General features: G+C 56.7%; 25 protein-coding genes and 1 tRNA gene. 11 read left to right on the forward strand and 15 right to left on the reverse strand.

The window, feature by feature from the left end:
• Positions 1 to 80 precede the first annotated feature (80 nt).
• A complete protein-coding gene (locus tag AC2FH6_RS02715; protein ID WP_496691208.1) occupies positions 81 to 1,169 on the forward strand; it encodes an AI-2E family transporter in 1,089 nt (362 codons plus the stop codon).
• A gap of 59 nt (positions 1,170 to 1,228) precedes the next feature.
• Entirely contained in the window at positions 1,229 to 2,641 is a 1,413-nt protein-coding gene (cls, locus tag AC2FH6_RS02720; RefSeq protein WP_496701070.1) for a cardiolipin synthase, read from the forward strand.
• Here the strand turns inward: cls and AC2FH6_RS02725 are convergent.
• Positions 2,638 to 3,072: an ion channel gene (locus tag AC2FH6_RS02725; protein ID WP_496701072.1), complete on the reverse strand. Its 435-nt coding sequence runs from the start codon at positions 3,070 to 3,072 to the stop codon at positions 2,638 to 2,640. The genes cls and AC2FH6_RS02725 overlap by 4 nt on opposite strands.
• Before the next feature lie 161 nt (positions 3,073 to 3,233).
• Here AC2FH6_RS02725 and AC2FH6_RS02730 point away from each other — a divergent pair, with 161 nt between their 5' ends.
• From AC2FH6_RS02730 to AC2FH6_RS02740, 3 genes are read left to right on the forward strand one after another with little or no spacing between them, the layout of a single operon-like run.
• Positions 3,234 to 3,881: an ABC transporter ATP-binding protein gene (locus tag AC2FH6_RS02730; RefSeq protein WP_496701074.1), complete on the forward strand. Its 648-nt coding sequence runs from the start codon at positions 3,234 to 3,236 to the stop codon at positions 3,879 to 3,881.
• The gene (locus AC2FH6_RS02735; RefSeq protein WP_496701076.1) at positions 3,878 to 6,292 is read left to right on the forward strand and encodes an ABC transporter permease; all 2,415 of its coding nucleotides are present in this window, start codon (positions 3,878 to 3,880) and stop codon (positions 6,290 to 6,292) included. The genes AC2FH6_RS02730 and AC2FH6_RS02735 overlap by 4 nt, the downstream gene beginning before the upstream one ends.
• On the forward strand, positions 6,282 to 7,322 hold the full coding sequence (locus AC2FH6_RS02740; protein WP_496701078.1) for a lipocalin-like domain-containing protein: 1,041 nt from the start codon (positions 6,282 to 6,284) through the stop codon (positions 7,320 to 7,322). The genes AC2FH6_RS02735 and AC2FH6_RS02740 overlap by 11 nt, the downstream gene beginning before the upstream one ends.
• Before the next feature lies 1 nt (position 7,323).
• Here AC2FH6_RS02740 and AC2FH6_RS02745 read toward each other — a convergent pair whose 3' ends face one another.
• The 4 genes from AC2FH6_RS02745 to AC2FH6_RS02760 all read right to left on the reverse strand — a co-directional run bounded on the left by AC2FH6_RS02745 (position 7,324) and on the right by AC2FH6_RS02760 (position 12,044).
• A complete protein-coding gene (locus tag AC2FH6_RS02745; protein ID WP_496701080.1) occupies positions 7,324 to 7,755 on the reverse strand; it encodes a universal stress protein in 432 nt (143 codons plus the stop codon).
• On the reverse strand, positions 7,752 to 10,490 hold the full coding sequence (locus AC2FH6_RS02750; RefSeq protein WP_496701082.1) for a TRAP transporter permease: 2,739 nt from the start codon (positions 10,488 to 10,490) through the stop codon (positions 7,752 to 7,754). The genes AC2FH6_RS02745 and AC2FH6_RS02750 overlap by 4 nt, the downstream gene beginning before the upstream one ends.
• 101 nt (positions 10,491 to 10,591) lie before the next feature.
• Positions 10,592 to 11,560, reverse strand: a complete 969-nt coding sequence (locus AC2FH6_RS02755; protein WP_142633669.1) for a TAXI family TRAP transporter solute-binding subunit — start codon at positions 11,558 to 11,560, stop codon at positions 10,592 to 10,594.
• A 398-nt stretch (positions 11,561 to 11,958) separates the two neighbouring features.
• A tRNA-Leu gene (locus tag AC2FH6_RS02760) sits at positions 11,959 to 12,044 on the reverse strand.
• Between the two features lie 145 nt (positions 12,045 to 12,189).
• Between AC2FH6_RS02760 and AC2FH6_RS02765 the strand changes: the two genes are divergently transcribed.
• On the forward strand, positions 12,190 to 12,768 hold the full coding sequence (locus AC2FH6_RS02765) for a YqaA family protein (protein ID WP_496700406.1): 579 nt from the start codon (positions 12,190 to 12,192) through the stop codon (positions 12,766 to 12,768).
• Positions 12,765 to 13,232: a disulfide bond formation protein B gene (locus AC2FH6_RS02770; protein WP_271947233.1), complete on the forward strand. Its 468-nt coding sequence runs from the start codon at positions 12,765 to 12,767 to the stop codon at positions 13,230 to 13,232. The genes AC2FH6_RS02765 and AC2FH6_RS02770 overlap by 4 nt, the downstream gene beginning before the upstream one ends.
• On the opposite strand, the gene AC2FH6_RS02775 is transcribed toward AC2FH6_RS02770, so the two are convergent.
• Positions 13,229 to 13,816, reverse strand: coding sequence for an HNH endonuclease (locus AC2FH6_RS02775; RefSeq protein ID WP_142633663.1), 588 nt, complete (start codon positions 13,814 to 13,816; stop codon positions 13,229 to 13,231). The two genes, AC2FH6_RS02770 and AC2FH6_RS02775, sit on opposite strands and share 4 nt — an antisense overlap.
• A 210-nt stretch (positions 13,817 to 14,026) precedes the next feature.
• On the opposite strand from AC2FH6_RS02775, the gene AC2FH6_RS02780 reads away from it, so the two are divergent.
• Together AC2FH6_RS02780 and AC2FH6_RS02785 are read left to right on the forward strand one after the other, a co-directional pair.
• Positions 14,027 to 14,632 carry a pseudouridine synthase gene (locus AC2FH6_RS02780; protein ID WP_496701085.1) on the forward strand — a complete coding sequence of 202 codons (606 nt, stop codon included), beginning with the start codon at positions 14,027 to 14,029 and terminating at the stop codon, positions 14,630 to 14,632.
• Positions 14,633 to 14,663: 31 nt separating this feature from the next.
• Entirely contained in the window at positions 14,664 to 15,089 is a 426-nt protein-coding gene (locus AC2FH6_RS02785) for a VOC family protein (RefSeq protein ID WP_496701087.1), read from the forward strand.
• A gap of 2 nt (positions 15,090 to 15,091) precedes the next feature.
• Here the strand turns inward: AC2FH6_RS02785 and AC2FH6_RS02790 are convergent, their stop codons facing one another.
• From AC2FH6_RS02790 to AC2FH6_RS02805, 4 genes are read right to left on the reverse strand one after another with little or no spacing between them, the layout of a single operon-like run.
• Positions 15,092 to 15,394: a putative quinol monooxygenase gene (locus AC2FH6_RS02790; protein ID WP_496701089.1), complete on the reverse strand. Its 303-nt coding sequence runs from the start codon at positions 15,392 to 15,394 to the stop codon at positions 15,092 to 15,094.
• A complete protein-coding gene (locus AC2FH6_RS02795) occupies positions 15,388 to 15,891 on the reverse strand; it encodes a GNAT family N-acetyltransferase (protein WP_281972058.1) in 504 nt (167 codons plus the stop codon). The genes AC2FH6_RS02790 and AC2FH6_RS02795 overlap by 7 nt, the downstream gene beginning before the upstream one ends.
• 3 nt (positions 15,892 to 15,894) lie before the next feature.
• Entirely contained in the window at positions 15,895 to 16,560 is a 666-nt protein-coding gene (locus AC2FH6_RS02800; protein WP_496700409.1) for an alpha/beta hydrolase, read from the reverse strand.
• Positions 16,557 to 17,189: a DNA-3-methyladenine glycosylase family protein gene (locus AC2FH6_RS02805; RefSeq protein ID WP_496701091.1), complete on the reverse strand. Its 633-nt coding sequence runs from the start codon at positions 17,187 to 17,189 to the stop codon at positions 16,557 to 16,559. Before AC2FH6_RS02805 ends, AC2FH6_RS02800 begins: the two co-directional genes overlap by 4 nt.
• A gap of 96 nt (positions 17,190 to 17,285) precedes the next feature.
• Between AC2FH6_RS02805 and AC2FH6_RS02810 the strand changes: the two genes are divergently transcribed.
• Positions 17,286 to 18,512, forward strand: a complete 1,227-nt coding sequence (locus AC2FH6_RS02810) for an MFS transporter (protein ID WP_142633649.1) — start codon at positions 17,286 to 17,288, stop codon at positions 18,510 to 18,512.
• A gap of 3 nt (positions 18,513 to 18,515) precedes the next feature.
• On the opposite strand, the gene AC2FH6_RS02815 is transcribed toward AC2FH6_RS02810, so the two are convergent.
• The 4 genes from AC2FH6_RS02815 to AC2FH6_RS02830 form a co-directional block, all read right to left on the reverse strand.
• Complete coding sequence (locus AC2FH6_RS02815; protein ID WP_496701508.1) at positions 18,516 to 19,292, reverse strand: squalene/phytoene synthase family protein; 777 nt, start codon at positions 19,290 to 19,292, stop codon at positions 18,516 to 18,518.
• Between the two features lie 2 nt (positions 19,293 to 19,294).
• Entirely contained in the window at positions 19,295 to 20,929 is a 1,635-nt protein-coding gene (gene cimA, locus AC2FH6_RS02820; RefSeq protein ID WP_496701093.1) for a citramalate synthase, read from the reverse strand.
• Positions 20,929 to 22,326: a cysteine--tRNA ligase gene (cysS, locus tag AC2FH6_RS02825; protein WP_496701095.1), complete on the reverse strand. Its 1,398-nt coding sequence runs from the start codon at positions 22,324 to 22,326 to the stop codon at positions 20,929 to 20,931. The genes cimA and cysS overlap by 1 nt, the downstream gene beginning before the upstream one ends.
• 318 nt (positions 22,327 to 22,644) lie before the next feature.
• The gene (locus AC2FH6_RS02830; RefSeq protein ID WP_496688174.1) at positions 22,645 to 23,172 is read right to left on the reverse strand and encodes an outer membrane protein; all 528 of its coding nucleotides are present in this window, start codon (positions 23,170 to 23,172) and stop codon (positions 22,645 to 22,647) included.
• A 394-nt stretch (positions 23,173 to 23,566) separates the two neighbouring features.
• Between AC2FH6_RS02830 and AC2FH6_RS02835 the strand changes: the two genes are divergently transcribed.
• Complete coding sequence (locus AC2FH6_RS02835) at positions 23,567 to 25,111, forward strand: trimethylamine methyltransferase family protein (protein WP_271947245.1); 1,545 nt, start codon at positions 23,567 to 23,569, stop codon at positions 25,109 to 25,111.
• A 53-nt stretch (positions 25,112 to 25,164) separates the two neighbouring features.
• Here the strand turns inward: AC2FH6_RS02835 and AC2FH6_RS02840 are convergent, their stop codons facing one another.
• Positions 25,165 to 25,410, reverse strand: a complete 246-nt coding sequence (locus tag AC2FH6_RS02840) for an EF-hand domain-containing protein (RefSeq protein WP_271947247.1) — start codon at positions 25,408 to 25,410, stop codon at positions 25,165 to 25,167.
• Positions 25,411 to 25,749: the final 339 nt, after the last annotated feature.

Genomic DNA, 25,749 nt, shown 5'->3' on the forward strand with positions numbered 1-25,749 from the left:
CTCCAAATGTTTGGTTGCATTGCATAATCCCTTTGTCCCGTGCAGGATCGAAACGGAACCTACACAAAGCCGGGCGAAATATGCCAACCAGCGACCAGAACCCAAGCATACCGAACAGGTTGCGCCTTTCGGTTGTCCGCGACACCGCGATTGTAGTGTCACTGATCGTATTGGGGCTTTATGCAGGCTCGGCTTTTCTGATCCCGCTGACCATGGCCTTGCTGATCAACGTCCTGATCATCGCGCTGAGTGACCGGGTTATTGCGCTGACCAAGGCTCCGGTCTGGTTGGCTAACCTGGCTGGAGTGACCGTGGTTTTGGTCGGGTTGTTCATGATCATGTATATTCTGGGCAATCAGGCGACGCAGTTTGCACGCTCGATCAATACATACGAAAGCCAGTTCGACGAGGCCGTTAACCGCATAAACGACCTTGTGGGCAACGATATCACGGCCTTCATCAGGGACAATCTAGTCAACATTGATATGTCTTTCGTCGCCCGGATGTTGCTGGGCAGCGCGACGTCCTTGCTGAACCAGTTTTTCCTCATCAGCCTTTACGTTGCCTTCCTGATGGCCGAACGTCTGGCGTTCCGCAAAAAGATCCGAATGGCCGCCGGTGACCCTAAAACCGGTGCCGAGTTCGCTTTGGTTCTGGACGCGATTTCCTTTAGTCTGCAGCGTTATGTCGGAGTGAAGACCTTTATCAGCCTGATAACGGCTGGAATCAGCTATGTGGTCTTCAAAACCCTTGGTCTTGAGTATTCCGAGACATGGGCCGTGCTGACCTTTGCCTTGAATTTCATACCCTCGATTGGGTCAATTATTGCGGTTCTGTTTCCAGCCGCGATTGCACTGGTTCAATTTGAAAGTATCGGGCCGTTTCTGATCATAGTTTTCGGCTGTGGCACACTTCAGTTCATGATCGGTAATTTTCTGGACCCGGCCATGCTGGGCCGATCGCTGAACATGTCGACATTTCTGGTCATTCTGGCACTTATGTTCTGGACCACGGTCTGGGGTCTGATCGGAGCCTTTCTGAGCGTTCCGCTGACCGTCTGCATCCTGATCATCTTCAGCCATATACCCGCATTGCGCCCGATCGCAATTTTAATGTCCCTGAATGGTGAACTCGGCGACGAAGGGCCACCATCGGGGAATACAGTCTGAACAGGCCAATCCCCAATGCAACTTGAAACACTAAGGAAAATGCCAGGATCGAATCCTCCATGCTGACACTCTTTGTTTCCCTCTTTGTCCTATGTTTGTACCTGACTGCCGCGGTCTTTTCGATACGCGCGGCTCAAACAGCGCGCACACCGCAGGGTGCCGTGGGATGGGTGGTGTTTTTGATCTCGGCGCCGATAGCTGGCGTACCGCTGTACTTGTTTCTGGGACATCATCGTTTTCGCGGGTATCGCCTGGCCCGAAAGCACGCTGAGACTGTTGTCGAAGGGATAAAGAGCTTTGCGGATTTTTCGCGCCCAGATCCGGGCATGATTTCGATCAACCCACTCCCTTTCGAAGAGCTTGCGCATCTACCCATATCACGCGGCAACGGTGCAGAATTGCTTGTCGATGGGCAGGCAACTTTTGACGCTATCTTTCAGGCTATCGACGCGGCTCAGGACTATGTGCTTGTCCAATTCTACATCGTGCGTGATGACGGATTGGGGCGGCAACTGCAAAGCAAACTGATCGCCGCCGCAGAGCGCGGCGTGCAAGTTCGCTTTATGACCGACGCCGTAGGCAGTTATGGCCTACCGACAAGCTACATCACGTCGCTGCGCGCGGCGGGAATTCACGTTGCCGGTCAGCATGAAAAGCGCCATCCAGGACAGCGATTTCAGCTAAACTATCGCAATCACAGGAAAACGGTGATCATAGACGGTGAGATCGGCTTTATCGGCGGCCACAATGTCGGCGACGAATATCTCGGTCAGTCCGCAAAGTTCGGACATTGGCGGGACACACACATTAGGCTGACTGGACATATCGTGCGCCAACTACAACTGATCTTTACGGAGGACTGGTACTGGGCGCATCAAGAAGACCTGATAGATCAACTGGCCTGGGCGGGTCAGGAATCTGATCAGGACATGAACGCCCTTCTCGTCGCCACAGGTCCGGGGGACGAAACCGAAACCGGCGCCATGATGTTCTTTTCTGCAATCACGGAAGCAAAGGAACGATTGTGGATCGCATCCCCCTATTTCGTTCCTGATATCGACATCATGACCGCACTACGCCACGCCGCAATGCGCGGGGTAGATGTTCGCATTCTGGTTCCCGACGTGATTGATCACCGCTTGCCTTGGCTGGCGGCCTTTGCCTATTTCGACGAGATCAGGGAATGCGGCGCGCGGGTCTACCGGTACACTGATGGATTCATGCATCAAAAAGTATTTCTGGTGGACGACACTCTGACCGCTGTTGGGACCACCAATCTGGACAATCGCTCTTTCCGCCTGAATTTTGAGGCGATGGCCCTGTTCTTTGACAAGGACGCGGCCCATGCGGTTCACAACATGCTGCTGATGGACTTTGAATCCAGCTATGAGCTGGACAAAACCTTGCCCGAACAACCGGCCTATATTCGGTTCGGCTCGCCTCTGGCGCGGTTGTTCGCACCAATCCTTTAAAGGATCGACTCTTCCTGCAGCACCCGCGACATGACCGCGACCAAAAAGGCTGTGGACAGCCCAAATGCCAAAAGCCCGGTGACCGAGGCAAAGGCACCAAAAATGCGCAGCCCGTCGTCCAGAACAATGTCGCCGTAGCCCAGCGTTGTGAACGTAACCAGAGAGAAATACAGCGCCGAGTTCCAGTCCGCCAAAACATCCCCAAAGACCCAGACAATCGCCCAAAGCCAGACCTGAAAGGTATGGATCATCACGATAAAAATCAGCGCGATAGTCAGCGGGCTTGCAATGGTGACGAACCTTTTGCTTTTTTCCAGTTTGATCGACATCACGCGGATGATCTGCATGCACCAGGTCAGCAGGGCAATTTCTATCAAAAAGCAGATACCCAAATATATGCTGCCCCAGATAATCTGTTCGGATAAGGTCACCGGTGCCCATCCCCTCTTTTTAGACGTCCAGTCACAATCGCCTCAAATGCCTGACCGAGCAACCCTGCGGTCTGCGACGAATGGAAACGAAAGCAGCATTGAACTGGACACCGCTTCGGTCGGCTGCAAATTGTGAGTGGCAGAATACAGGGCGCCTATGAATGCTGCTTACAATAACTGATGTCCATAAATCATATGCAAACGGTCGACCGATTTTGAACGGAGTATCTCTGTCGTTGAATCATGGCCAAACGCTTGCCCTAACCGGGGAAAGTGGCAGTGGCAAAAGCACGCTTCTAAATCTCGCAGGTGCGCTGGACATATTCGATGCGGGCGAAATCTCACTGGGCGGAACCAACCTGTCCACACTAGACGATACCGGGCGCGCAGCCCTTCGGCGCGAGCGTGTGGCCCTGGTATTCCAACAGTTCAATCTGATCCCGTCGTTGACGGTCGGCCAAAACCTGTCCTTCCATGCCCGGCTTGCCGGTAAACATGATCCGGACTGGTGCGATCATCTTGCCGACAAACTGGGATTGCGGGACCTGCTGGACCGCTTTCCCGAGAACCTGTCCGGCGGCCAGCAGCAACGCGTTGCCATCGGGCGCGCCCTTGCGCCGCGCCCCAGTCTTTTGCTCGCGGATGAACCAACAGGAAATCTGGATGAGGTCGCAAGCACCAATGTATTGGATTTGATGCTTGCGCTAGTCGCCGAAACCAGCGCAGCCCTGCTTTTGGTGACACATTCGCAGGACATAGCAGCCCGTCTGGACCAACAGGTCCGCCTGTCCGGCGGCCTTATCTCGTGACTTTGGCCATCATACAGGCGTTGGTGTCCCACTGGCGCACCCATTGGCTTCAGCTATTGACCTTGTTGACCGGCATTGCGCTTGCGACCGGGCTGTGGTCGGCAGTTCAAGCCATAAATTCCGAGGCCCGGGCAAGCTATCAACGGGCCAATGATCAGCTCTCATTTGGTCAATACGATGAGTTGCACGCCACCTCGGGGAATTTGACGATCGACCATTATGTCAGCTTGCGTCGGGCTGGCTGGCAGGTCGCCGCGGTGCTTGAGGGGCGTTGGCGCCATAGCGGGCGCAATCTGCAGGTCATGGGGGTCGACTTGGTCGCCTTTCCACCCCTGCCCGCCCTCAGCCGTCTGGAACAAAGCGATACGCCGCCCGATCCCGCAGACATGCTGACCGCGCCCGGCAGGATACTGGTCGCGCCGGAACTGGTCCAGGTTCTGGAGCAAGCCAGCGACCTGCCGCCGATCCTGTCCAGCGACGCGCTGCCGCCTGATCTGGTCTTTACCGATATTGGCATCGCCGAGCAGCTGCTTGACAAAAAGGGGCAGATTTCACGTCTGGTCATCCTGCCTGATCAACCCCGAGCGATCCCGCCGCTTGAGCAGATCGCTCCTGATCTGACACGAATTGCAGCCTCAACCAGATTGGACACGGCACAACTGACAGAGAGCTTCCACCTCAACCTCTCTGCCTTCGCGCTTTTGTCCTTTGCCGTCGGGCTGTTCATCGTCCATGGCACCGTCGGGTTGGCTTTTGCGCAGCGCCGAGCGATCATCCGGACAATCCGTGCGCTGGGCGTATCGATGCGCCGGATCATCTGGATCATCCTGGCCGAACTGTCGCTGTTGGCCCTGATTGGAGGGGGCGCCGGTCTGGTCCTGGGGTTCTTGCTGGCCGGGGCCTTGCTGCCCGACGTGGCATCCACCCTACGCGGGTTGTATGGTGCACCAGTTGAAGGTCAGCTATCGCTTCAACTGCACTGGGTTCTCGCGGGCTTGGCCATGGCCCTGTTCGGAACGCTCTTGGCCAGTTCTCAGGCTTTGTTCCGATTGGCTCGGCTGCCGCTGTTATCAAGCCCGGGTCCGCAGGCCTGGCGGGGGGATGACACTGCAACCAAAAGATTGGCTCTGATCGGAGTATTCCTGATTGGGTTGGGGATCGTTTCAATCTTTGTGGCCGACGGTTTGGTCGCAGGGTTCGTGCTGGTTGCCGGAATCCTGACGGGTTCTGCGTTGATTTTACCGTTTCTCTTGCTGATCGCAGTAACCGGACTTCAGAAGCTACAGAACGGCCCGGTCAGACAATGGGTATTCGCCGACATGCAGGCGCAACTGCCCGGGCTTTCATTGGCCCTGATGGCGTTGATGTTGGCTCTGGCCGCAAATATCGGCGTGGGCACCATGGTGTCGAGCTTTCGGCTGACCTTTACCGGATGGCTTGACCAAAGGCTGACTTCCGAGCTGTATGTGACCGCAGCCGACGAACAGCAGGCGCAGGACATCAAGCAATGGCTCTTGCCGCAGGTCGATGCCGTATTGCCAATCCGCAACGTCGAGCTGACGCATGAAAGCGGGCCCTTGTTTCTTTACGGTGTGGTGAACAACCCGGTTTATCAAGAAAATTGGCCGCTGATCGCCTCAGTGCCCGGAGTATGGGATCAGGTGATGTCCGGAACCGCCGTTCTGATCAACGAACAGCTTGCGCGCAGATCCAATTTGTGGCCCGGAGATCAAATCACGCTCCGCCCGGGTCACAAGCTTGTCATTGCAGGGGTCTATTCTGATTATGGCAATCCAACCGGACAAGCCATCGTGTCGATGGAGCTTTTGGAAGATATCGCACCCAATACCGAGGAACGGCGATATGGCGTTCGCATGCCCCCTGATCAGGCCAGCGATGTTGCCGAAAGGCTTCGGGCGGAATTTGACCTTCCTCCGCAGGCAGTCGTTCATCAAGCGGACATGAAGGCCCGATCCACGGAAATCTTCGAGGACACATTTGTGGTGACCTCTGCGCTGAATATCCTGACGCTTGGGGTTGCTGGATTTGCAATCCTGACCAGCCTGCTGACGCTTTGGACACAACGGCTGCCTCAGATCGCACCGGTCTGGGCGCTTGGCCTGACGCGGGCGCAACTGGCGCGGTTTGAACTGACGCAGAGCGTGCTTCTCGCCTCTCTGACCGCCGCGCTGGCCTTGCCGCTTGGGTTGGTTCTGGCCTGGACGTTGCTGACGGTCATCAATGTCGAGGCGTTTGGCTGGCGGTTACCAATGTACCTATTCCCAAGCGACTGGTTCTATCTATTTCTTCTGACCTTACTGGCCGCTGTTATCGCCGCTGCGGTTCCAGCCCTTCGGTTGCTGCGCATCCCTCCTGCCGAGTTGTTAAGAGTGTTTGCCAATGAACGCTAAAGCCTGGTTCCTAATTCTGGCCCTGCTATTGCCCGCCCAACTTCGGGCGCAGGGCTTTGCCGGTCTTGGAGGTGAGGCCGAGGGGTTCGACGTCCCCCAGCTTGGGTATCAGTTGAGCTTTCCGCAGGATCACGGTCCCCATCCCACTTTCAAGATCGAATGGTGGTATCTGACCGCGAACCTGAAAGGAGAAGACGGGCGCGATTACGGAGTGCAATGGACTTTGTTCCGCTCGGCGCTGAAACCCTATGAAGAGCAATCCTGGCAAAGTCCGCAGTTGTGGTTGGGCCATGCCGCCTTGACCACCCCTGATGCCCATTACTTTGCTGAACGCCTGTCGCGGGGCGGTATCGGTCAGGCCGGGGTAACCGCCACCCCATTCGAAGCCTGGATCGACGAATGGTACATGCGCGGACCCGACTTTAATGCGCTGAAGATTAGGGCCAACGGTTCCGATTTCGGCTACAATCTGTCACTGCGCGCAACGGGGCCTTTGGTCTTTCACGGCAATGCCGGGTATTCGGTCAAATCTGCGCAGGGGCAGGCAAGCCATTACTACTCACAGCCGTTTTTCGACCTGACAGGCACCCTGCATCTGCCGGATGGGGATGTTGCGGTAACCGGACAGGGATGGCTGGACCGGGAATGGTCCTCGCAACCTTTGGCCGAGGATCAAAGCGGATGGGATTGGTTCTCGCTCAGCTTTGAGGGCGGCGACAAGCTGATGGCCTTTCGCCTGCGCGGAGAGGCCGACGATTTCACCTCTGCCACCTGGATTGGCAAGGATGGCGAAACCACCGCGCTTGACGATGGTTCCGTCTTTTTTGAACCGCTCCAGACCGCCCAAGTTGCCGACCGGGATATCCCGATTGAATGGCGTGTCACACTCCCCGCCCGCGGGGTGGATGTTGTCGTCAGCGCCCTGACACCCAAAGCCTGGATGGCAACGCGCTTTGCCTATTGGGAGGGGCCCGTTACGGCCTCAGGCACCCATTCAGGCCGTGGCTATCTTGAAATGACCGGGTATTAGATCATCGCACCACGTAGACCGAGACTGTCGAATGCCGCACGACGCGCGCAGCATTCGGACCCAGCAGGTAGTCCTTGAAGTCCGGCTTATGCGCCCCAATGACGATCAGGTCAGATCCGGCGCTTTCTGCGGTTTTCAGGATCTCCTGATAGGCCGTGCCCGTGGCCACCACATGGCGGATCTTTTCATTGCGCTCACGGCCCAATGTTGATGCGCACAGCTCGGTCAGTTGTTTCTGCGCCTCAGCCAAAGCCTTTTCATGGAAATCCGCCTGGAAAAAGCCGGACACCCAGCTTTCTCCAAAATCCGGCAGAACACTGACCACATCCAGCTGCGCCCCCTCCAAATCGGCCAATGCAGCGGCCTTTTGAAGGACCGGGCCATCAATTTTGCCATTGCTGATATCAACAGCACACAGAACAGAACGTGTCATGCGGGCACCCCTTGTCTGGCGGCACGGCCGCGTTGCAGGAAGGCGATCAGACCCAACAGGATCATCGCCGGGATATAGACCAGCTGCTTGGGTGGCTGGCTTGACGGCAGGCTGACCGAGGTCAGGCGCACGGCCTCATCCCCGTAATAGTCGAAGTTGCCCAAATCATCGGCAACAGGCGCGCCGAACAACGGCTCTTCCAGCTTGATCAGACCGTCCTCTTCGATCAGCAGTAGACCCATCGCATCAACCCGTGCAGGACCGCCGTCTTCGTCGCCGACCGAGACGACAACCGTGGTATCCACCATCTCAAGCGTGTCGAAATCCGGGCCGCTGATGACCAGACGCACCTCGGTTCCGGGCGGTGTTTCCCCGATCGTTTCGGTGAAAGCTGCCGGTTCAACGGTCTGATATGGAGGTGAAATCCTGTCCATAAAGTAATCCGGACGGAATAGTGCGAAAGCAACCGCGACCAAGGCAACGCTTTCATAGATCCGGCTGCGGGTCAGGAAGTAGCCCATCGTGCCCGCCGTAAAGACAAGGATCGCTATCGTCGCAAATATCGCAACGATTATCCCTTCGACCCAGGTCACATCAATCAACAGAAGGTCTGTGTTGAAGATGAAGACAAACGGCAACGCGACCGTGCGCAGGCTATAGAAGAAGGCGATGAATCCAGTCTTGATCGCATCGCCCCCCGATACAGCCGCAGCCGCGAAACTGGCCAGCCCCACGGGCGGTGTCACATCCGCCATGATGCCAAAGTAGAAGACAAACAGATGCACCGCGATCAGCGGCACAATCAGCCCGCTCTGCGCGCCCAGCTCCACGACCACACCGGCCATCAAAGAACTGACGACGATATAGTTCGCAGTGGTCGGCAGGCCCATACCCAGAATCAGGCTTAGGATACCAACCATGATCAGCATCAGGATCAGATTGCCGCCCGACAGGAACTCGACCAGATCGGCCATCACTTGGCCCACACCGGTCAGAGTCACGGTACCAACGATCACACCCGCCGTGGCCGTCGCCAGCGCGATACCGATCATGTTGCGCGCGCCGTCGATCATGCCCTGCCACAGATCCGCGACACCGTCGATGAACGCGTTGTAGAGGTTGCTTTGCCCCCGGAACATCGCCTTCAGCGGTTTCTGCGTCAGCAGGATCACGAACAGCAATGACGTGGCCCAAAAGGCCGAAAGACCGGGCGATTTCTGTTCAATCATCAGGAAATAGACCAGCACGATGATCGGCAGAAGGTAGTGCAGGCCCGCCTTGTAGATCTCGCTAATGACCGGCAGCGTCACCTCTTTGGCATTCGGGTCATCGGGTTCCAGATCGGGCACCTGTGCGGCCAGATACAGCAGCGCCACGTAAATTGCGCAGATGATCAGGCTGAGGACCAGACCGGCCGAGTTCGGCATCCAATTTGTCACTGCGTCCACAGGGAATTGAGAGCCATAGCAGAGCCCAGCAAAAACAATGAAGAACGAGAACATACCAACCACGGTACGTGCCAGCTTCACTTCGCGGTCGCCCAACGTGGGCATGTTCCGCTTTACGGCTTCGAGATGCACGATATAGACCAGAGCAATGTATGAGATCGCCGCTGGCAGGAAGGCGTGGGTGATCACCTCGACATAGGAAATACCCACATATTCTACCATCAAGAAGGCTGCAGCGCCCATAACGGGTGGCATGATCTGCCCGTTCACCGAACTGGCGACCTCGACCGAACCCGCCTGTTCGCTGCTAAACCCAACGCGTTTCATAAGCGGAATGGTGAAGGTGCCGGTGGTCACAACGTTTGCGATGGACGAGCCCGAGATCAGACCGGTCGCAGCTGAGCCCACAACCGCCGCCTTGGCGGGGCCGCCGCGCAGGTGACCCAGCGCGCCAAAGGCCATCTTGATGAAATAGTTCCCTGCCCCGGCCTTATCCAACAAGGCGCCAAACAGAACAAACAGGAATACAAACTTGGTCGAAACACCCAAGGCGATACCGAACACGCCCTCGGAGGTGATCCACATATGGCTCATCGCCTTTTTCAGGCTGGCGCCCTTCCACTGGATAACCTCCGGCAAGCCAAAGACGATCATGGCACCGACGATTAAAATGGGAATAGCGAGGGCTATGCTTACAAAACGATAGGCCAGATAGGACGCGACAACCAATCCCGCGGCAGCCGCCCATCTAAACAAGTTGTTTTCTATTCCAGAACCTGATCCGAAGAAGACATAGGCCAGAAAGATCGTCGCAATGATCGCCATCGCCGGGCCAAGTGCACGACGCGCGGCCTCGAACAACAGCAACAGACCGCCCAGAGCGATCCATTTGTCTGTATCGTCTGCCAGCCCTCCGGCATCAACGATCTTGGTGTAGAAGAAATATCCGTACAGCGCCACAAACGCGCCCAGAAGGCCCATGATCCAATCCTGCACAGGGATATAATCCCGTGGGCTGGATTTCAGCGCCGGATAGGCTGCAAAGGCCAGAAACATCGCAAAGGCCAGGTGAAACTGACGCGAATTGTTAACCACGCTGCCGGGCAACACATAGTTCGCCAGGGGCGAAGCAAGTACGACCTGAAAGATCGACCAGATCGCCGCCACGATCGCAAGGAAAACGCCTACATTCCCAACCGGATTACGCCCTCCGGCATCTGAAGATGCGACCAGATCCTGTAGTTCTTCTTCGGATAGCGGGCGGTTCGATTGTGTCTCGGAACTCATGAAAATGTCTCCCCGTCGTGGCCATTTGCGGCCTTCTGAATCACCCGCTTGATACAGGTTTTGTGCGGGGCGCCCGACGGGCACCCCGCGTCAGGTCTGGCTTATTGAATCCAGCCTTTTTCTTTGTAGTACTTCTCGGCACCCGGATGCAGCGGGGCTGACAAGCCGTCCGCGATCATCTCTTCGGGCTTGAGGTTGGCAAATGCCGGGTGAAGCTTTTTGAAGTCATCGAAGTTCTCGAAAACCGAGCTGACAACCGCATAAACCGCATCATCCGACACATCCGCCGAAGTCACGAAGGTCGCGCCAACGCCGAATGTCGCTGTATCACCATCCGACCCGCGGTACATGCCGCCGGGAATGGTAGCTGTACGGTAGAACGAGTTGTCGTTGACCAGCTTGTCCACGGCCTCGCCGCTGACATTGACCAGAACCGAGTCGCAAGCCGTCGTGGCTTCTTGAATCGAGCCCGAGGGGTGACCCACGGTATAGACCATTGCGTCAATCTGGTTGTCGCAAAGCGCCGCAGACTGTTCCGCCGCCTTCAACTCGGTCGCCAGTTCGAAATCGTCAGTGGACCAGCCCATTTCGCCCAGCAGAACCTCCATGGTGCCACGCTGACCGGAACCGGGGTTACCGATATTTACGCGCTTGCCTTTCAGGTCTTCGAAATTGGTCACACCGGAATCGGCACGGGCCACAACGGTAAACGGTTCGGGGTGAACCGAGAAGACGGCGCGCAGGTTTTCAAACGGGCCTGCCTCTTCGAATTTCGAGCTGCCGTTATAGGCATGGTACTGCCAGTCGGACTGCGCAACACCAAACTCCAGCTCGCCTTCGCGAATGGTGTTGATGTTGTACACAGAACCGCCGGTCGATTCGACCGAGCAGCGCACACCATGTTCCTTACGCCCTTTGTTGACCAGACGACAGATTGCACCGCCAGTTGGGTAATACACCCCGGTCACGCCACCTGTGCCGATCGTGATAAACTCTTCGGCATAGGCCGCAGGCGCCATCAGAGCCGCCGTGACAACCGCGCCGAGGCTAAGCTTGCTGCTGTTTTTCATAAGTGAACTCCCATTATTTTTCTGGTGGGAGACACATCAAAGCGCCGGATAAATGGCCCTGCGATATGCAACAACGCCCGCTATGCAGCAGGCATATCTTTGATTTTTCAGAATCTCCCAACCCGTAAGAGGTTTCATTCTGAGCATTAGCTTGTCAAGGCCAGCAGGTCACCAAAGCAGGCGTATCCTCAGATTTGACAAGCCCCCCTGAATTTTCCCCGCCTTTGAAGCTTTTCTTGCGCATCTGCCCCGCAGTGACCGCAAACACATCCAATTATGCGCTTTTGACATCGGGAATTCTGACCAGAACGCGAAAGTGCGAGTTGGGAATGCGAGCAATTAGAACTGCCGGAAAGAAAAAACAGAAGGCAGGTTCCCCTAACCCTCTGTTTTTACTTTGGTACCCAAGGCCGGACTCGAACCGGCACGGTATCACTACCGGGGGATTTTGAATCCCCTGCGTCTACCATTCCGCCACTTGGGCCACGGACACTGAATTAGCGTTCAAAATCGAGAAGGTCCAGAGGCAAAAAACACCCTGATTGAGGAATGTTCCAGCCTGCAAGGTTGACGGCCTGCGGGGCGCATGATTTGGCTTACCCAACACATGTACAGGGAAATTGCACCTGATGCTGCGACCTCTTTATGACTGGACCATTCGTCTGGCAGAACACCCGAATGCCCTGTGGGCGCTGGCTATTGTTTCCTTCATCGAAAGCTCTTTCTTTCCGATACCGCCGGACGTTCTGATGATTCCCATGATCCTTGCCCGACCCTCCCGGGCCTGGCTGATTGCTTCTGTGGCACTGGTAGCTTCGGTTTTGGGCGGAATGTTAGGCTATGCAATCGGTGCGTTCTTTTATGAGAGCCTCGGCCAGCCCATCCTTGAATCCATGGGCAAGGCCCACGCCATGGAAGAGTTCAACACACGGTTCAATGACTTTGGTTTCTGGGCCGTTCTGGCCGCTGGGGTTACGCCTTTTCCCTATAAGGTCATCACCATCATGTCCGGCTGGACAGGGATGCCCCTGGGCACCTTCATTGCCACCTCGATTCTGGCCCGAGCGATCCGGTTCTTCATCGTCGCCGGTCTGCTTTGGGGGTTCGGAGAGCCGATCCGCACCTTCATAGAAAAGCGGCTGGGCCTTATGTTTACCCTGTTCATCATCCTTTTGTTCGGCGGGTTCCTAGCGGTGAGATTCCTATGACAAGACGAAATTTACTGGTCCTGGTTGCCACGTTTGGATCTGTGGCATTGCTGCTTGGGGCCTTTGCGTTTCAGTATCTCGGCGGGCTTCCACCCTGCAAAATGTGCATCTGGCAACGCTATCCGCATGCTGTCGCCATCCTGATCGGTGCTGCGGCGCTTGCGCTACCTCGGCTGGCGATCCTCCCTCTTTTAGGCGTCATGGCGGCGCTGACCACTGCGGTCATTGGTGTCTATCACGCTGGTGTAGAACGCGGTTTGTGGGAAGGTCCGTCAAGCTGCACATCAAGCAGCATCGGCGGTCTGTCGGCAGAAGAACTGCTGGATCAGATCATGTCGGCACCACTGGTACGCTGTGATGATATTCCATGGGAGTTATTTGGTGTTTCCATGGCCGGATGGAATGCCGCTTTGTCTTTCGTTCTGGTTCTGCTCTGGTTCGCCGCGTGGCGTGAAGGCCGTTAGAGCTCGTCCAGTTCCGCATCCCAATAGAGAAAGTCGATCCAACTGTCATGCAAGTGGTTCGGTGGGAATTTTCGTCCAACGTTGCGCAAAGCCTCGGCATCCGGCTGCCGCGGAGGCTTGCGCAATGTCATTCCTGCTTGCCGCAGTGATTTAGACCCTTTGCGCAAGTTACATGGGCTACAGGCCGCAACAACGTTCTGCCAGCTTGTCACCCCGCCCGCCGCGCGCGGGATCACATGATCAAAGGTCAGATCCCCACGGCTGCCACAGTATTGGCAGCGGAATTCATCCCTCAGAAATAAATTAAAGCGCGTGAAGGCCACGCGCTTTCTGGGTTTTACATAATCTTTCAGCACAACGACCGAGGGTATTCGTATCTCGGTGCTCGGGCTTCGGACAACTTCGTCATATTCGGCGACGATATCCACCCTGTCCAGCCAGGCAGCTTTTATGGCCTCCTGCCACGGCCAGAGCGATAGTGGATAGTAGGACAAGGGGCGGTAATCGGCGTTCAAAACCAATGCCGGATGATGCTTGAGCGCACCGGGTTCCCTGACAAATTCGGTCCTGAAGTCTCCGTCCATATCAGAATCGCTCCACGCTCTGCTCTGCCTCTTTTGACATCAGAGCGGAGAACCCCCGCCCCGGCCTTAGCTTTACTATATATCGTGTCAAAGCTCTGACAAGCCCTGAGTTTCCACAATATCTCGGGGATTGAGTATTCCGAATCCGTAACAGGCCGATGACAGTTATCCACAGGTTGCACCAATTCGATCGCCGGGCTATGGCGGGTAATGTCCTGGTTCATCCGCTTCAATAAACCATTCAATGTATTGCCGCAGTTCACGGATCGCGCGAATGCGGAGTCTCCGCGCAGTACGCTGTCGGATTTCATTGATCTGCCGGACGTGTATCCCGCCGGGCGATTGGACCGCGATAGCGAAGGTTTGATGCTGTTGACCGACAATGGCCGCCTTCAGGCGCAGATAGCCGATCCCAAGCATAAAATGGCTAAGACCTATTGGGTGCAGGTCGAAGGGGAGCCAGACGCCTCCGCCCTAAAAGCCCTGCGCGATGGTGTTGAGCTGAAGGAGGGCTTGACCCGCCCTGCCAAGGCGCGATTGATGGATCAGCCCGAGGCATTGTGGTCGCGCAACCCGCCGATCAGAGTGCGGCAGACGGTGTCGGATTGTTGGGTCGAACTGGTCCTTCGAGAAGGTCGAAACAGGCAAGTGCGCCGGATGACGGCGGCCGTTGGGCACCCGACACTTCGACTGATCCGCGCCCGGATTGGCGACTGGACATTGGGCGGGCTTGAGCCGGGGCAATGGGATAGCCTATCTATGCCTGCCCTTGCGCCATCTTCTTCGCGCAAACGGGACCAGCGCCCACGTCGGTGACCGAAACGCCTATTTGTGATAGGATAGAGGAATGAAGGTATCACCTGACATTCCGCAGCCAACCGGCCTTCTAGAAGCGTCACTTTATGTCGACGACCTGGATGCTGCAGAGCATTTCTATGGGGACGTTCTGGCGCTTGAGCAAATCCAGCGTGTCGCCAACCGACATGTGTTCTACAAGGTGGGTGGTTCAGTGTTGCTGCTATTCAATGCGGCAGAGACCGAAAAACCTCCGGACAACCCGCGCCTGCCTGTTCCCGCCCATGGCGCCCAAGGTCCGGGTCATGCCTGCTTTGGCATGGCGCGCGCGCAAATCGCGGTGATGCGAAAACATCTGATTGATTGGAACGTGCCCGTAGACGCTGAATTCGAATGGCCGAACGGAGCATTGTCACTTTACGTTCGCGACCCGTCCGGAAACTCCATCGAATTCGCCGAGCCCACCTTATGGGGTTAGGATCACCGCAGCGGCTTCTTGTCGCCGCCGGTGATGCGATAGATCTGACTTTCGGTCACTCCGACCGTGCCCAAAACCGCCTGAAACCTCGCCATATGCGGCGTGGCAAAATGCGCCTCGAGCGCGGCCTGGCTTTCCCATTCTTCGTAGATCCGAAACCGATTGGCATGACCCAGAATTTGGCTGAACTCATAAACCAGACAACCCGATTCCTTGACTGTCTCGGAGACCATCTCTTGCGCAGCTTTTCTGGCAGCCTCGACACCTTCCGGCGTAATTTCGATAGTTCCGGTTACGATCAGCATGGTATCTCCAATCTCAGATCAATCCGTTTGGTAATCCTATCGACCGGCGTGCCGTCACGAAGGGGCACACCAAAATCAACCGAGTAATCTTGGAATCCCATCTTCTCGTAATAGTTCAGGCCCATCCGGTTATCAGCCCTTATTGTCGCGCTGATGGAACCGAGCCCAACCCCTACGGCAAATTTGGCGGTTTCTTCAAACAAGGCACGCCCTGCCCCCTTCAAAACCGGTTCGCGGCGGGTGAAGGTCGCAATGTCAGCACAATCGTCGGGCAGTGCGTCATTCACCCCAAGCCATTGAAACCCGGCAACCTCACCTTGCGCGTCCATCGCCACATGGCTGCAAATCTTATCGAGACCCAATAGATAACTCTGCGCAAACTGCGCCTCGGAGAAAGGGGTTTCGAACGCAGTCGTACCACCAATGGCGATGATCTGGTTGAGCAAATCGCAAGCTGCTGCGACATCCTCGGGCATCATGGGGCGGACCGCAATCATCGCTTAAAGGCTCAGCTTGTCACGCATGAAAGCCAGTGCGACGCTAAGACCATCCGGGGCAATACCGTGGCCGGTGCCCTTCATGACATGGGCATAGACCTCTTTGAACTCAGCCGCTTGCAGGGCCTCGGCGGCTTCGGGCAAGGATTGTGGCGGCACGACGTCATCGGCGTCGCCATGTACCAGTAGGACCGGCATGCGGCTGACTGTTTCATCCGGCAGCAGATCGGGTTCCAGAAGGCGTCCTGAAAAGGCTACTATCCCGGCCACTGGGTCCTCGCGGCGCGGGGCGACATGCAGGCTCATCATCGTGCCCTGCGAGAAACCGAACAGAACCACCTGCTCGGGCAGAACATCTTCGTCCACCATCAACGCATCGAGGAAAGCGTCGAAGTCATCCGCCGCCATTTCCATCCCGCGGCGCGATTCTTCTTCGGAAGAGCCATCAATCCAAGGGATCGGGAACCACTGAAAGCCATTGGGCATACCCGGGATCTGCTCGGGCGCGTCAGGGGCAACGAACAGAGTGTCCGGTAGATGCTCACCTAACACATCGGCCAGCCCCAGCAAGTCGGCCCCGTTGGCGCCATAGCCATGCACGAACACCACGACCGAGCGCGTATCGCCCGAAACCGGCTCTTTTCGGAGCGCATTCAAAACCCGTGTCATCTGATCCCTTCTCGTTCTTTTGCGACCCGGTAATAGGCCCACAACACCCGCGCTGCAACCGACCGCCAGGGTGACCACGCTTCGGCCATCTGGCGCAGTTCTTTATCCGTAGGTCGCTTGGGTAAATCATAGAGGATGCGCGCGGCCTCTTGCAGCGCAAGGTCGCCCGGCGCAATCACATCGGCACGGCCCAGAGAAAACATCGCGTAAATCTCGGCAGTCCAGACGCCTATGCCTGAAACTTCGGTCAGGATCGCCACAACATCCTCATCAGGTGCGTCGCGTAACGCCTTGTAATCAATACGAGCCTCCGCAAGCGCTCGGGCATATCTGATCTTTTGGCGGCTCAGGCCCACCGCACGCAAATCCTCATCGGTGGCCCACATGATTTTGCGTGGGTCCGTCAGTTTTGCATCTTGCAGTCGTTTCCAGATGGCGTTCGCCGAGGCCACGCTGACCTGTTGGCTGACAATCGCACTTAGCAGCTGGGCAAACCCGTCAGGCTTACGGCGCAGCGGCAAAGGCCCTGTCTGGTCCATCGCATAGGCCATGCGCGGACAGGTCTCGGCCAGCCACTTGGCCCCCTCGGCCACGCAATCGGGGGTTTCAATGATACGTCCGACGGACATGCGCGCTCCGGCAAATTGGTCAGCAGCACGTTAGGGTGCTTTGTCGCAGATGCAACCGTCTTGTATGACCCTGCTTTCATCGCTACGCATTGGCGCATGACGATGACACCCACGATCCCGGATAACAGTCAGGCCAAGCGTAATGTCGCTGTTCTGGTCGCAGCTCAGGCCATTCTGGGATCGCAGATGCCGATGATCTTTATTGTTGGCGGTCTGGCCGGGCAGTCGCTGGCCACCAATGCCTGTCTAGCAACCCTGCCCATCTCGTTGATCGTGCTGGGGTCAATGCTGGCGGCAACACCGATTTCGGCCATAATGCAACGCTGGGGACGGCGCGCAGGGTTTCTGGTTGGGGCAACGGCAGGTGCCTGCGGGGGGCTGGTTGGGGCCTACGGTTTGTATCTGGCCTCGTTCCCGGTCTTCCTGGCGGGCAGTCTGCTGACCGGCATCTATATGAGCGCGCACGGATTCTATCGCTTTGCCGCCGCGGACACAGCCTCGGACGCCTTTCGCCCTAAGGCAATCTCATACGTCATGGCCGGCGGTCTGGCCGCCGCGCTCATTGGCCCCCAAATCGTTAAGCTGACCTCAACCGCCTATGTGATTCCATTCCTAGGCACCTATCTGGCGGTGATTGTGCTCAACATTCTGGGCTCGGTCTTGTTTTTCTTTCTGGACATCCCCACGCCTGCAAAAGCCGCTGAGGGGGCCCCGACCGGACGCACCCGGCTTGAGATGCTAAAGACGCCGCGCATCGCCGTGGCCATCATCTGCGCAATGGTTTCTTATGCGTTGATGAATCTGGTCATGACATCCACTCCGCTGGCAGTGGTTGGTTGTGGCTATACAGCCAATGACGCGGCAGATGTGGTCTCTTTTCACGTTCTCGCCATGTACATCCCCAGTTTCTTCACCGGCCAGTTGATTGCCCGTTTCGGCGTCGAAAAGATCGTAGCTCTTGGTCTCGCAATCCTTGCCGGTGCTGGCGTTGTCGCCTTGCAAGGGGTTGAGCTTGAGAACTTCTTCATCGCTCTGATCTTGCTGGGCGTCGGTTGGAATTTTGGCTTTATTGGCGCGACCACCATGTTGGCGGCATCGCATGACATCAACGAGCGTGGCCGTATGCAGGGTCTGAACGACCTGCTGGTATTCGGTGGTGTAACACTGGCTTCGCTTGCTTCGGGTGGATTGATGAACTGCTCTGGCGGCTCACCGGTTGAAGGCTGGACCGCGGTAAACCTTGCCATGGTTCCTTTGTTGACTCTGGCCGGGGGCGCATTGCTTTGGTTGGTTCTGCGCCCGTCCGATCCCGAAACGGTCTGAGGTCTACCAGCGACCCCGGACCACCTTCCACATCAGGGAAACCCGGCGCCGAACCTCACCCTGCATCAAATTCCCTGCGGCCACGCGATCTGGCTGAGCAATCGCCTTGCGCAACACCCAGTCAGATTGCCAACCCGCCAAAAGCGCCGGGCGCGCCTCTGGTGAAATCGCCAGACGCTGTCCCTGTGCGCGCCGTAACCGGTTCAGAGCCTTTTGCGCCAGATCGCGCACTGCATCGGGTGTTCCATCCAACAAAGGAATACACCCGCGCGCCTCAAGATCCGGGATTGCGCGCAACCAGTTCGCCACGCCAACGGCATAGCCGAAATCTCGTAACACAGGCTCGTCGGCCTCACCCAAAGATTGCGCCGACGCCACCATCAAACTGGCCGAGCTGTGATTTAGGTAGGCCTCGAAATGGGCCTCGTCCTCAAAAGGATCGCGATAAATATCCCAGCGCCTTACGGCCACGTATTCATCCAGCATCACCGCCAGATGTGGAGAAAGAACCTGCGATAACGGCGTCACGACCTCATGTCGACGCACAGTCGGACCTTCAGCAATTTCCTGCAATGCATCGCGCCACCATTGCAGGCGCATCTCGGCAATCATCGCCTCTTGCGTGACCCAGGGCGCTCGGGCGACCTCGACATTCATGGCATAGATCGGAAACAGAACCGAACGTGCGGAAACCGGCGCGGCCATCGCCGCCATGAACCGGTCCGGATCGGCGCGATGCACCAATGCAGCACAAGCCTTCAGATCGTCATTGAACTGCACCGTCACTCGGCCACCACCGCCCGAGGACGGCAATCCCGTACAAGCTTCCACTGGATCGCATCCAATAGGGCCTCAAACGACGCATCCACTATGTTCGCGCTGACCCCGACAGTTGACCAGCGCCGCCCCTGCCCGTCTTCGCTGTCGATGATGACCCGCGTCACGGCCTCGGTTCCACCTTGGGTGATCCGCACCTTGAAATCGACCAGACGCATGTCGTCCAATATCCGCGAATATTGCCCCAGATCCTTGGCCAGAGCCTTGGCCAAAGCGTTCACTGGTCCTCGGTCGCTGCCATCTTCGTCCAGAGATTCACTGACCGACAGCTTCTTTTCCCCGTCGACCTTCACCACGACAACCGCCTCGGACAGGCTGACCATCTTGTCATACTTGTTCTTCCGCCGCTCAACCGTGACCTTATAGCGTTTGACCTCGAAAAAGGCGGGCAACTGACCCAGCTCATCGCGCGCCAACAGCTCAAAACTGGCCTGGGCGGTGTCATAAGAATAGCCTTCGGCCTCGCGCTGCTTGATCCGGTCAAGAATGCGCCCCAGCGCCGGATCACCACTTTCCACGCTCAGGCCGGCCTCAGTCAGGCGTTTACGCAGATTCGACTGCCCCGCCTGGTTCGACATCGGGATGATCCGTGCATTGCCGACAGTCGCCGGATCGACATGTTCGTACGTCGACGGATCCTTCAGGATCGCGCTGGCATGCAGCCCTGCCTTATGCGCAAAAGCAGACGCCCCCACATAGGCCGCCTGCTTGCTGGGAACCCGGTTCAGGATTTCGTCCAACATACGGCTGACCCGTGTCAGACCCGCCAAGGCCTCGACGCTGACCCCAATATCAAACTGCGACACATAAGGTTCTTTCAGCAGCAAAGTGGGGATCAAAGCCGTCAGATTTGCATTCCCGCAGCGTTCGCCCAACCCGTTCAGGGTTCCCTGAACCTGACGCACGCCCGCATCCACAGCAGCGAGCGAGCACGCAACCGCGTTTTCCGTGTCATTATGGGTATGAATGCCCAAACGATCACCTGGCAAGCCTGCGGCAATCACCTCGGATACAACCCGCGACACTTCACCGGGCAATGCGCCCCCATTGGTGTCACACAGAACAACCCAGCGAGCTCCGGCCTCTAAAGCGGCCTTGCAAACCTGGACCGCATATCCGGGATTGTCCCTGTAGCCATCAAAGAAATGCTCGGCGTCAAACAACGCCTCACGCCCCTGCGCCACGATATGCGCAACCGAGGCGCGCACGTTCTCGACATTCTCCTCCAGAGTGATCCCCAGCGCCTGGGTCACGTGGTAATCATGCGACTTGCCCACAAGACACACTGCCTTCGTGCCTGCGTTCATCACCGCCGCTAGAACATCGTCATTCTCAGCCGACCGGCCCGCGCGTTTGGTCATCCCAAAAGCAGTCAACCGCGCCGCAGTTTTCGGCGCAGCATTAAAAAATGCACTGTCAGTCGGGTTCGCCCCAGGCCAACCGCCTTCGATGTAATCCACACCCAACTCGTCCAGAGCCTGCGCGATCTGCACCTTCTCAGCGGTCGAGAACTGCACGCCCTGCGTCTGCTGCCCATCGCGCAGCGTGGTGTCGTAGAGGTAAAGGCGTTCCTTGGGCATCACACCTCCTCCAGCTTCGCAGCATCGAAACCAGCGCCGGGCACCAGTTCAACGCCATCTTTGCTCATCCGCACTTCCAAACCAGCGGCCACATATGCGGCCTTCAAGCGATCCACTTCCGAGAAGTCCTTGCTCTGCATCGCCCCTGCCCGTGCGTCCGCCAACCGATCCGCATGTGCGGACAGGTCCACCGATGCCGTGTCTGCCCACGCCCCCATCTCAGGGGTCAACAGACCCAGCAACCGCCCGCTAGCCAACAAACCGGCAACGTCCCCATCCGCCGCAAGACGGTGGAGTTCAGCGAGGGCACCCGCCGTGTTCAGGTCATCACTGAGCGCAGCGATGACTGCGGGTGCCGCGCTGGCGGCGGGCTCGATGCCCGCTGTCAGCGCCCGCCACTTGCGCAGCGTTGCTTCGGCTTCGCGTGCCTTTTTCTCAGTCCAGTCCATCGGCTTGCGATAATGGGTCTGCAAGAACACAAAGCGGATCACCTCACCCGGCACGCCCTGTTCCAACAGATCACGCACGGTGAAGAAATTGCCCAGCGATTTGGACATCTTCTTGCCCTCGACCTGCAGCATCTCATTGTGCAGCCAAACGCGTGCGAACTCGCCATGCGGGTGCGCGCATTTGCTCTGGGCGATCTCATTCTCATGATGCGGGAACATCAGGTCGTTGCCGCCGCCGTGGATGTCAAAGCTCTCACCCAACAGCTCATAGCTCATGGCCGAGCATTCGATGTGCCAGCCCGGACGCCCCCGGCCCCATGGGCTGTCCCAACCTGGCAGCTCATCGGTCGAAGGCTTCCACAACACAAAATCCATCGGGTTCTTCTTATACGGCGCAACCTCGACCCGCGCTCCGGCGATCATGTCGTCGACGGACCGGCCCGACAGGGCACCGTATTTCTCTTTCCAACTGTCCACCGCGAACAGAACATGCCCTTCGGCCGCATAGGCGTGACCCTTGGCAATCAGATCCTCGATCATCGCGACCATCTGCGCGATGAATTCAGTGGCGCGCGGCATATGATCGGGCTTTAGCGCGCCAAGCTCACCCATGTCGCGCAGATACCAGCCGATGGTCTCGTCCGACCGTTCTTTCACCAACTCTTCCAACGTCCCCGCGGCCCCCGCCTTTTGGCGTTCCAGGGCGGTCGCGTTGATCTTGTCATCCACATCGGTGAAATTGCGCACATAGGTCACATGATCTGCGCCATAAACATACCGCAGCAAACGATAGAGCACATCAAACACGACCACGGGCCGCGCGTTACCCAGATGGGCACGGTCATAGACGGTAGGTCCACAGACATACATCCGCACATTGTCGGCGCTGATCGGAACGAAATCCTCTTTTGTCCGTGTCCGTGTGTTGTGCAGTTTGATCGTCTTCATCTGTCGGCTCCTAAGAACGGCATAGCGTCTCGCGTTGGCGCGGGCTTAGCAACTTGTCTCAGGGAAGAAAACGAAAGAAACCGGCCCGCTTGATAAATCAGCAGGTAATGCAGCAGATAATGATGCAGGTCATCCGGTTCATGGATCATCCTCTAGCACGGCTATCCCGCCGCGCCAAGCCTTACGTTCTATCATGACCAGGGAGTGATTGGCGAACGCCTTGAATTGGAATAGGAAATTGACGCCATGTTCCGCAAACACCTGACCTTCTTGGTCGTGAATTCGGCAGCTCAGATCATATTCAATCTGGAAATCTTGCTAAAACCGGAATGTCGTACGCAGGTTGAACACATTCGAATCCAGCCCCCCATTCGATCGGGTAACGTCATTGAAATTCTGGCGCAGCGCCTCACCGCTGATGACGAAATTATTGCCAATCGGATAAGCGACACCAATGCCATAAACCGCTGCGGTATCGTTTTCGACCGTGGAATCCACGCGCGCCGCACCGATAACTACATATCCCAACGCATTACCGAAATCGTATCCGCCGCGCAGTTTCAGCCGGGTCATGCTATCCAGACTGCCTTCGCCCTGACCAAGATTCAGCGACAGCCGGTTATACTCAAGCTCACCACCCAACACGAACTTGCCGAAATCAAAGTCATACCCGAGATGAGGACCAAAGCTGGTGTCGCTACCGCTTGAACCATTCGGCCCGTCTGCATCAGCATAGCCAAAGCTGAATCCCGCATAGGCACCGCTCCAATCCTCGGCCAAAGCCGGTGAGAAGCCGGATGTCGCCAGAGCAACAATTAATGCGATATGCACCTTCCTACGATTCACCAAAAACCTTTCAGCAATGCTTTCGAGTATTCAGATCAATTTGCTACAAACTGGGCCGCATTCGTTAAAAAAGTGTTTAGCCTAGAGGCCCAATTCAAGTAAGCACAGGAATTATAGCAGATTTCGACCGCCTCGGGGAAAAATATCTTTAGGCAACAATCACTTGAGAATTTGCTTCGCTTTTCGGCATCAAGGTCGCAAATAGAACAGATAATGCCGTTCTGAATTGGAACACTGCGGCCACTGGATGAGGAACCAAATGCAGAACGAATTTTGGAAAATCCACCTGATCAGCCGCACAATCGGCGCGGATCGGGGACGTGCTGCCAGGGGGCGGCCGTCAGGCTTTTTGTAAGGCCTCTCAAAATACGTTTCTCACTATTGGATCCTAAACATGAACGACCAACCCCGTAACTCTTCCCGCAGTGGCGGACGTGCTGCGCGTCGTGCTGCCCGCGCATCTGCTCTGCCTGATCATCTGCGCCCTATCCGCCCGGGAATGGAGGGCGGACGCTACAAGCCACTGACTCAGCCACAAGTCGAACGCATTCACGAGGCCGCGCTGCAGGCGCTTGAAACCATAGGTCTGGCGGATGCTCCGCAAAGCGGGATCGACTATCTGGTTGGCGCGGGCTGCACACTTGGCGACGACGGACGCATCCGGTTTCCGCGCGCGCTGGTTGAAGACACCATTGCCAAAGCCAACCGCTCGGTCACATTGTTCAGCCGGGATGGTCAAACTGACCTGGAATTGTCGGGGGCAAAGGTTCACTATGGGACCGCCGGTGCCGCTGTCAGTATGGTTGAAGTCAACGGCCGCGAATACCGCGATTCGACTGTGCAGGATCTGCACGATGCCGCGCGGATTTGCCAACAGCTGGACAACATCCATTTTGTCCAACGCCCGATGGTTTGTCGCGATATTTCCGACAATCTCGAGATGGACCTGAACACAATTTACGCTTGTAGTTCTGGTACTTACAAGCATATCGGCACATCATTCACCGATCCTAGTTATGTCGCGCCAGCGATGGAGTTAATCCACATGATCGCAGGCGGTGAAGACAAGTGGCGCGAGCGGCCATTCATCTCGAACTCGAACTGCTTTGTCGTACCGCCCATGAAGTTTGCCACTGAAAGCTGTCAGGTGATGGAGGAATGCATCAAGGCAGGAATGCCTGTTCTTCTTCTTTCGGCCGGAATGGCAGGTGCAACTGCTCCGTCCACAATCGCAGGCGCCATTGCCCAGGCAACTGCAGAATGTCTTGCCGGTTTGGTTTATGTAAATGCCGTAAAGCCAGGTGCCCCGGCGATTTTTGGAACCTGGCCCTTTGGGTTGGACCTTCGGACAGGCGCCATGTCCGTAGGATCAGGTGAACAGGCTCTGCTTAGCGCAGGCTGTGCCCAAATGCACAAGTTTTATGATCTGCCAGGCGGAGCCGCCGCAGGCGCATCGGATTCCAAATTGCCTGATATGCAAGCGGGATGGGAGCAGATGTGCTCGAACGTCATGGCCGGCCTGTCGGGCCTGAACATGGTTTATGAATCCGCTGGAATGCACTCGTCTCTGTTGGGTTTTTGCTTTGAAAGCTTGATCTTAGGGGATGATCTTATCGGACAGGCGATGCGCTGCGTTCGCGGGATCGAAGTATCTGACGAAACACTGGCATTGGATCAGATGGCCGAGGTTTGCCTTGGTGGACCCGGTCACTATTTGGGAACCGATGCCACACTTGGGCGCATGCAGGCCGATTATGTGTATCCCGCACATGGAGATCGAACGTCTCCGAAAGAATGGGTCGAGCTTGGCAAACCTGACTTGATCGAAAAAGCGACCGCGCGAAAGCTGGAAATCCTGTCGACCTCTTCGCCAGCACAGTTCGATCCGGCATTGGATGCACAGATTCGCAATAAATTCAACATTCACCTACCCCGATAAACACTTAGAAAGGCGGCCAGAATTTTCGTCTGGCCGCCTTGAAAATTTGTTAATCAGCCGTTTGTAGATGGCAGCAACCCGGCTTCCTGCGCGATTGCAATTTCATCCTGATCCAGCGCGCCGTCGCCATTTGCATCCATTGCTGCAAATCCGTTTGCGTCAACGTCCGGCACGACGGCCTGAACTTCTTCGATTGTCAGAACGCCGTCCCCATTGGTATCCGCCGCAGACTGCGCGACAGCCAAAGTCGGCAGAGCAAAAGCAAGTGCAGAAAATGTGACCAGAGTATTCAGTTTCATTGTGATGCCTCCTGATAGAGTTTGTGTGTTTTGTGTCCGGACAAGCATCAAGAACACGCAATCACCACCAGTTGTCAGCCACTGAGTGCCATCGTTTTGATTTCGCGCCAAACTCCGCGCGTTTGCCAGAGTCGCATCCGCGATCTGTCGCTGGGTAAAACTCCCCCAAACACGGTCGGCGGTTCTTGCCCGATGGGAAACAGGCAATATGGCGAGGCTCTGCCGAGTTAACGGCTTTAGGACAAAAAGAAAGGGGGCCGAAGCCCCCTGTCAGTTTCGCCATCCAGGCTCCATTCGTTGACCGCCCGGTGTTTTGTTTGCCTGCGGCCTGGACGTCGC

The sequence above is a fragment of the Ruegeria sp. CDSC045 genome, from assembly GCF_059610725.1.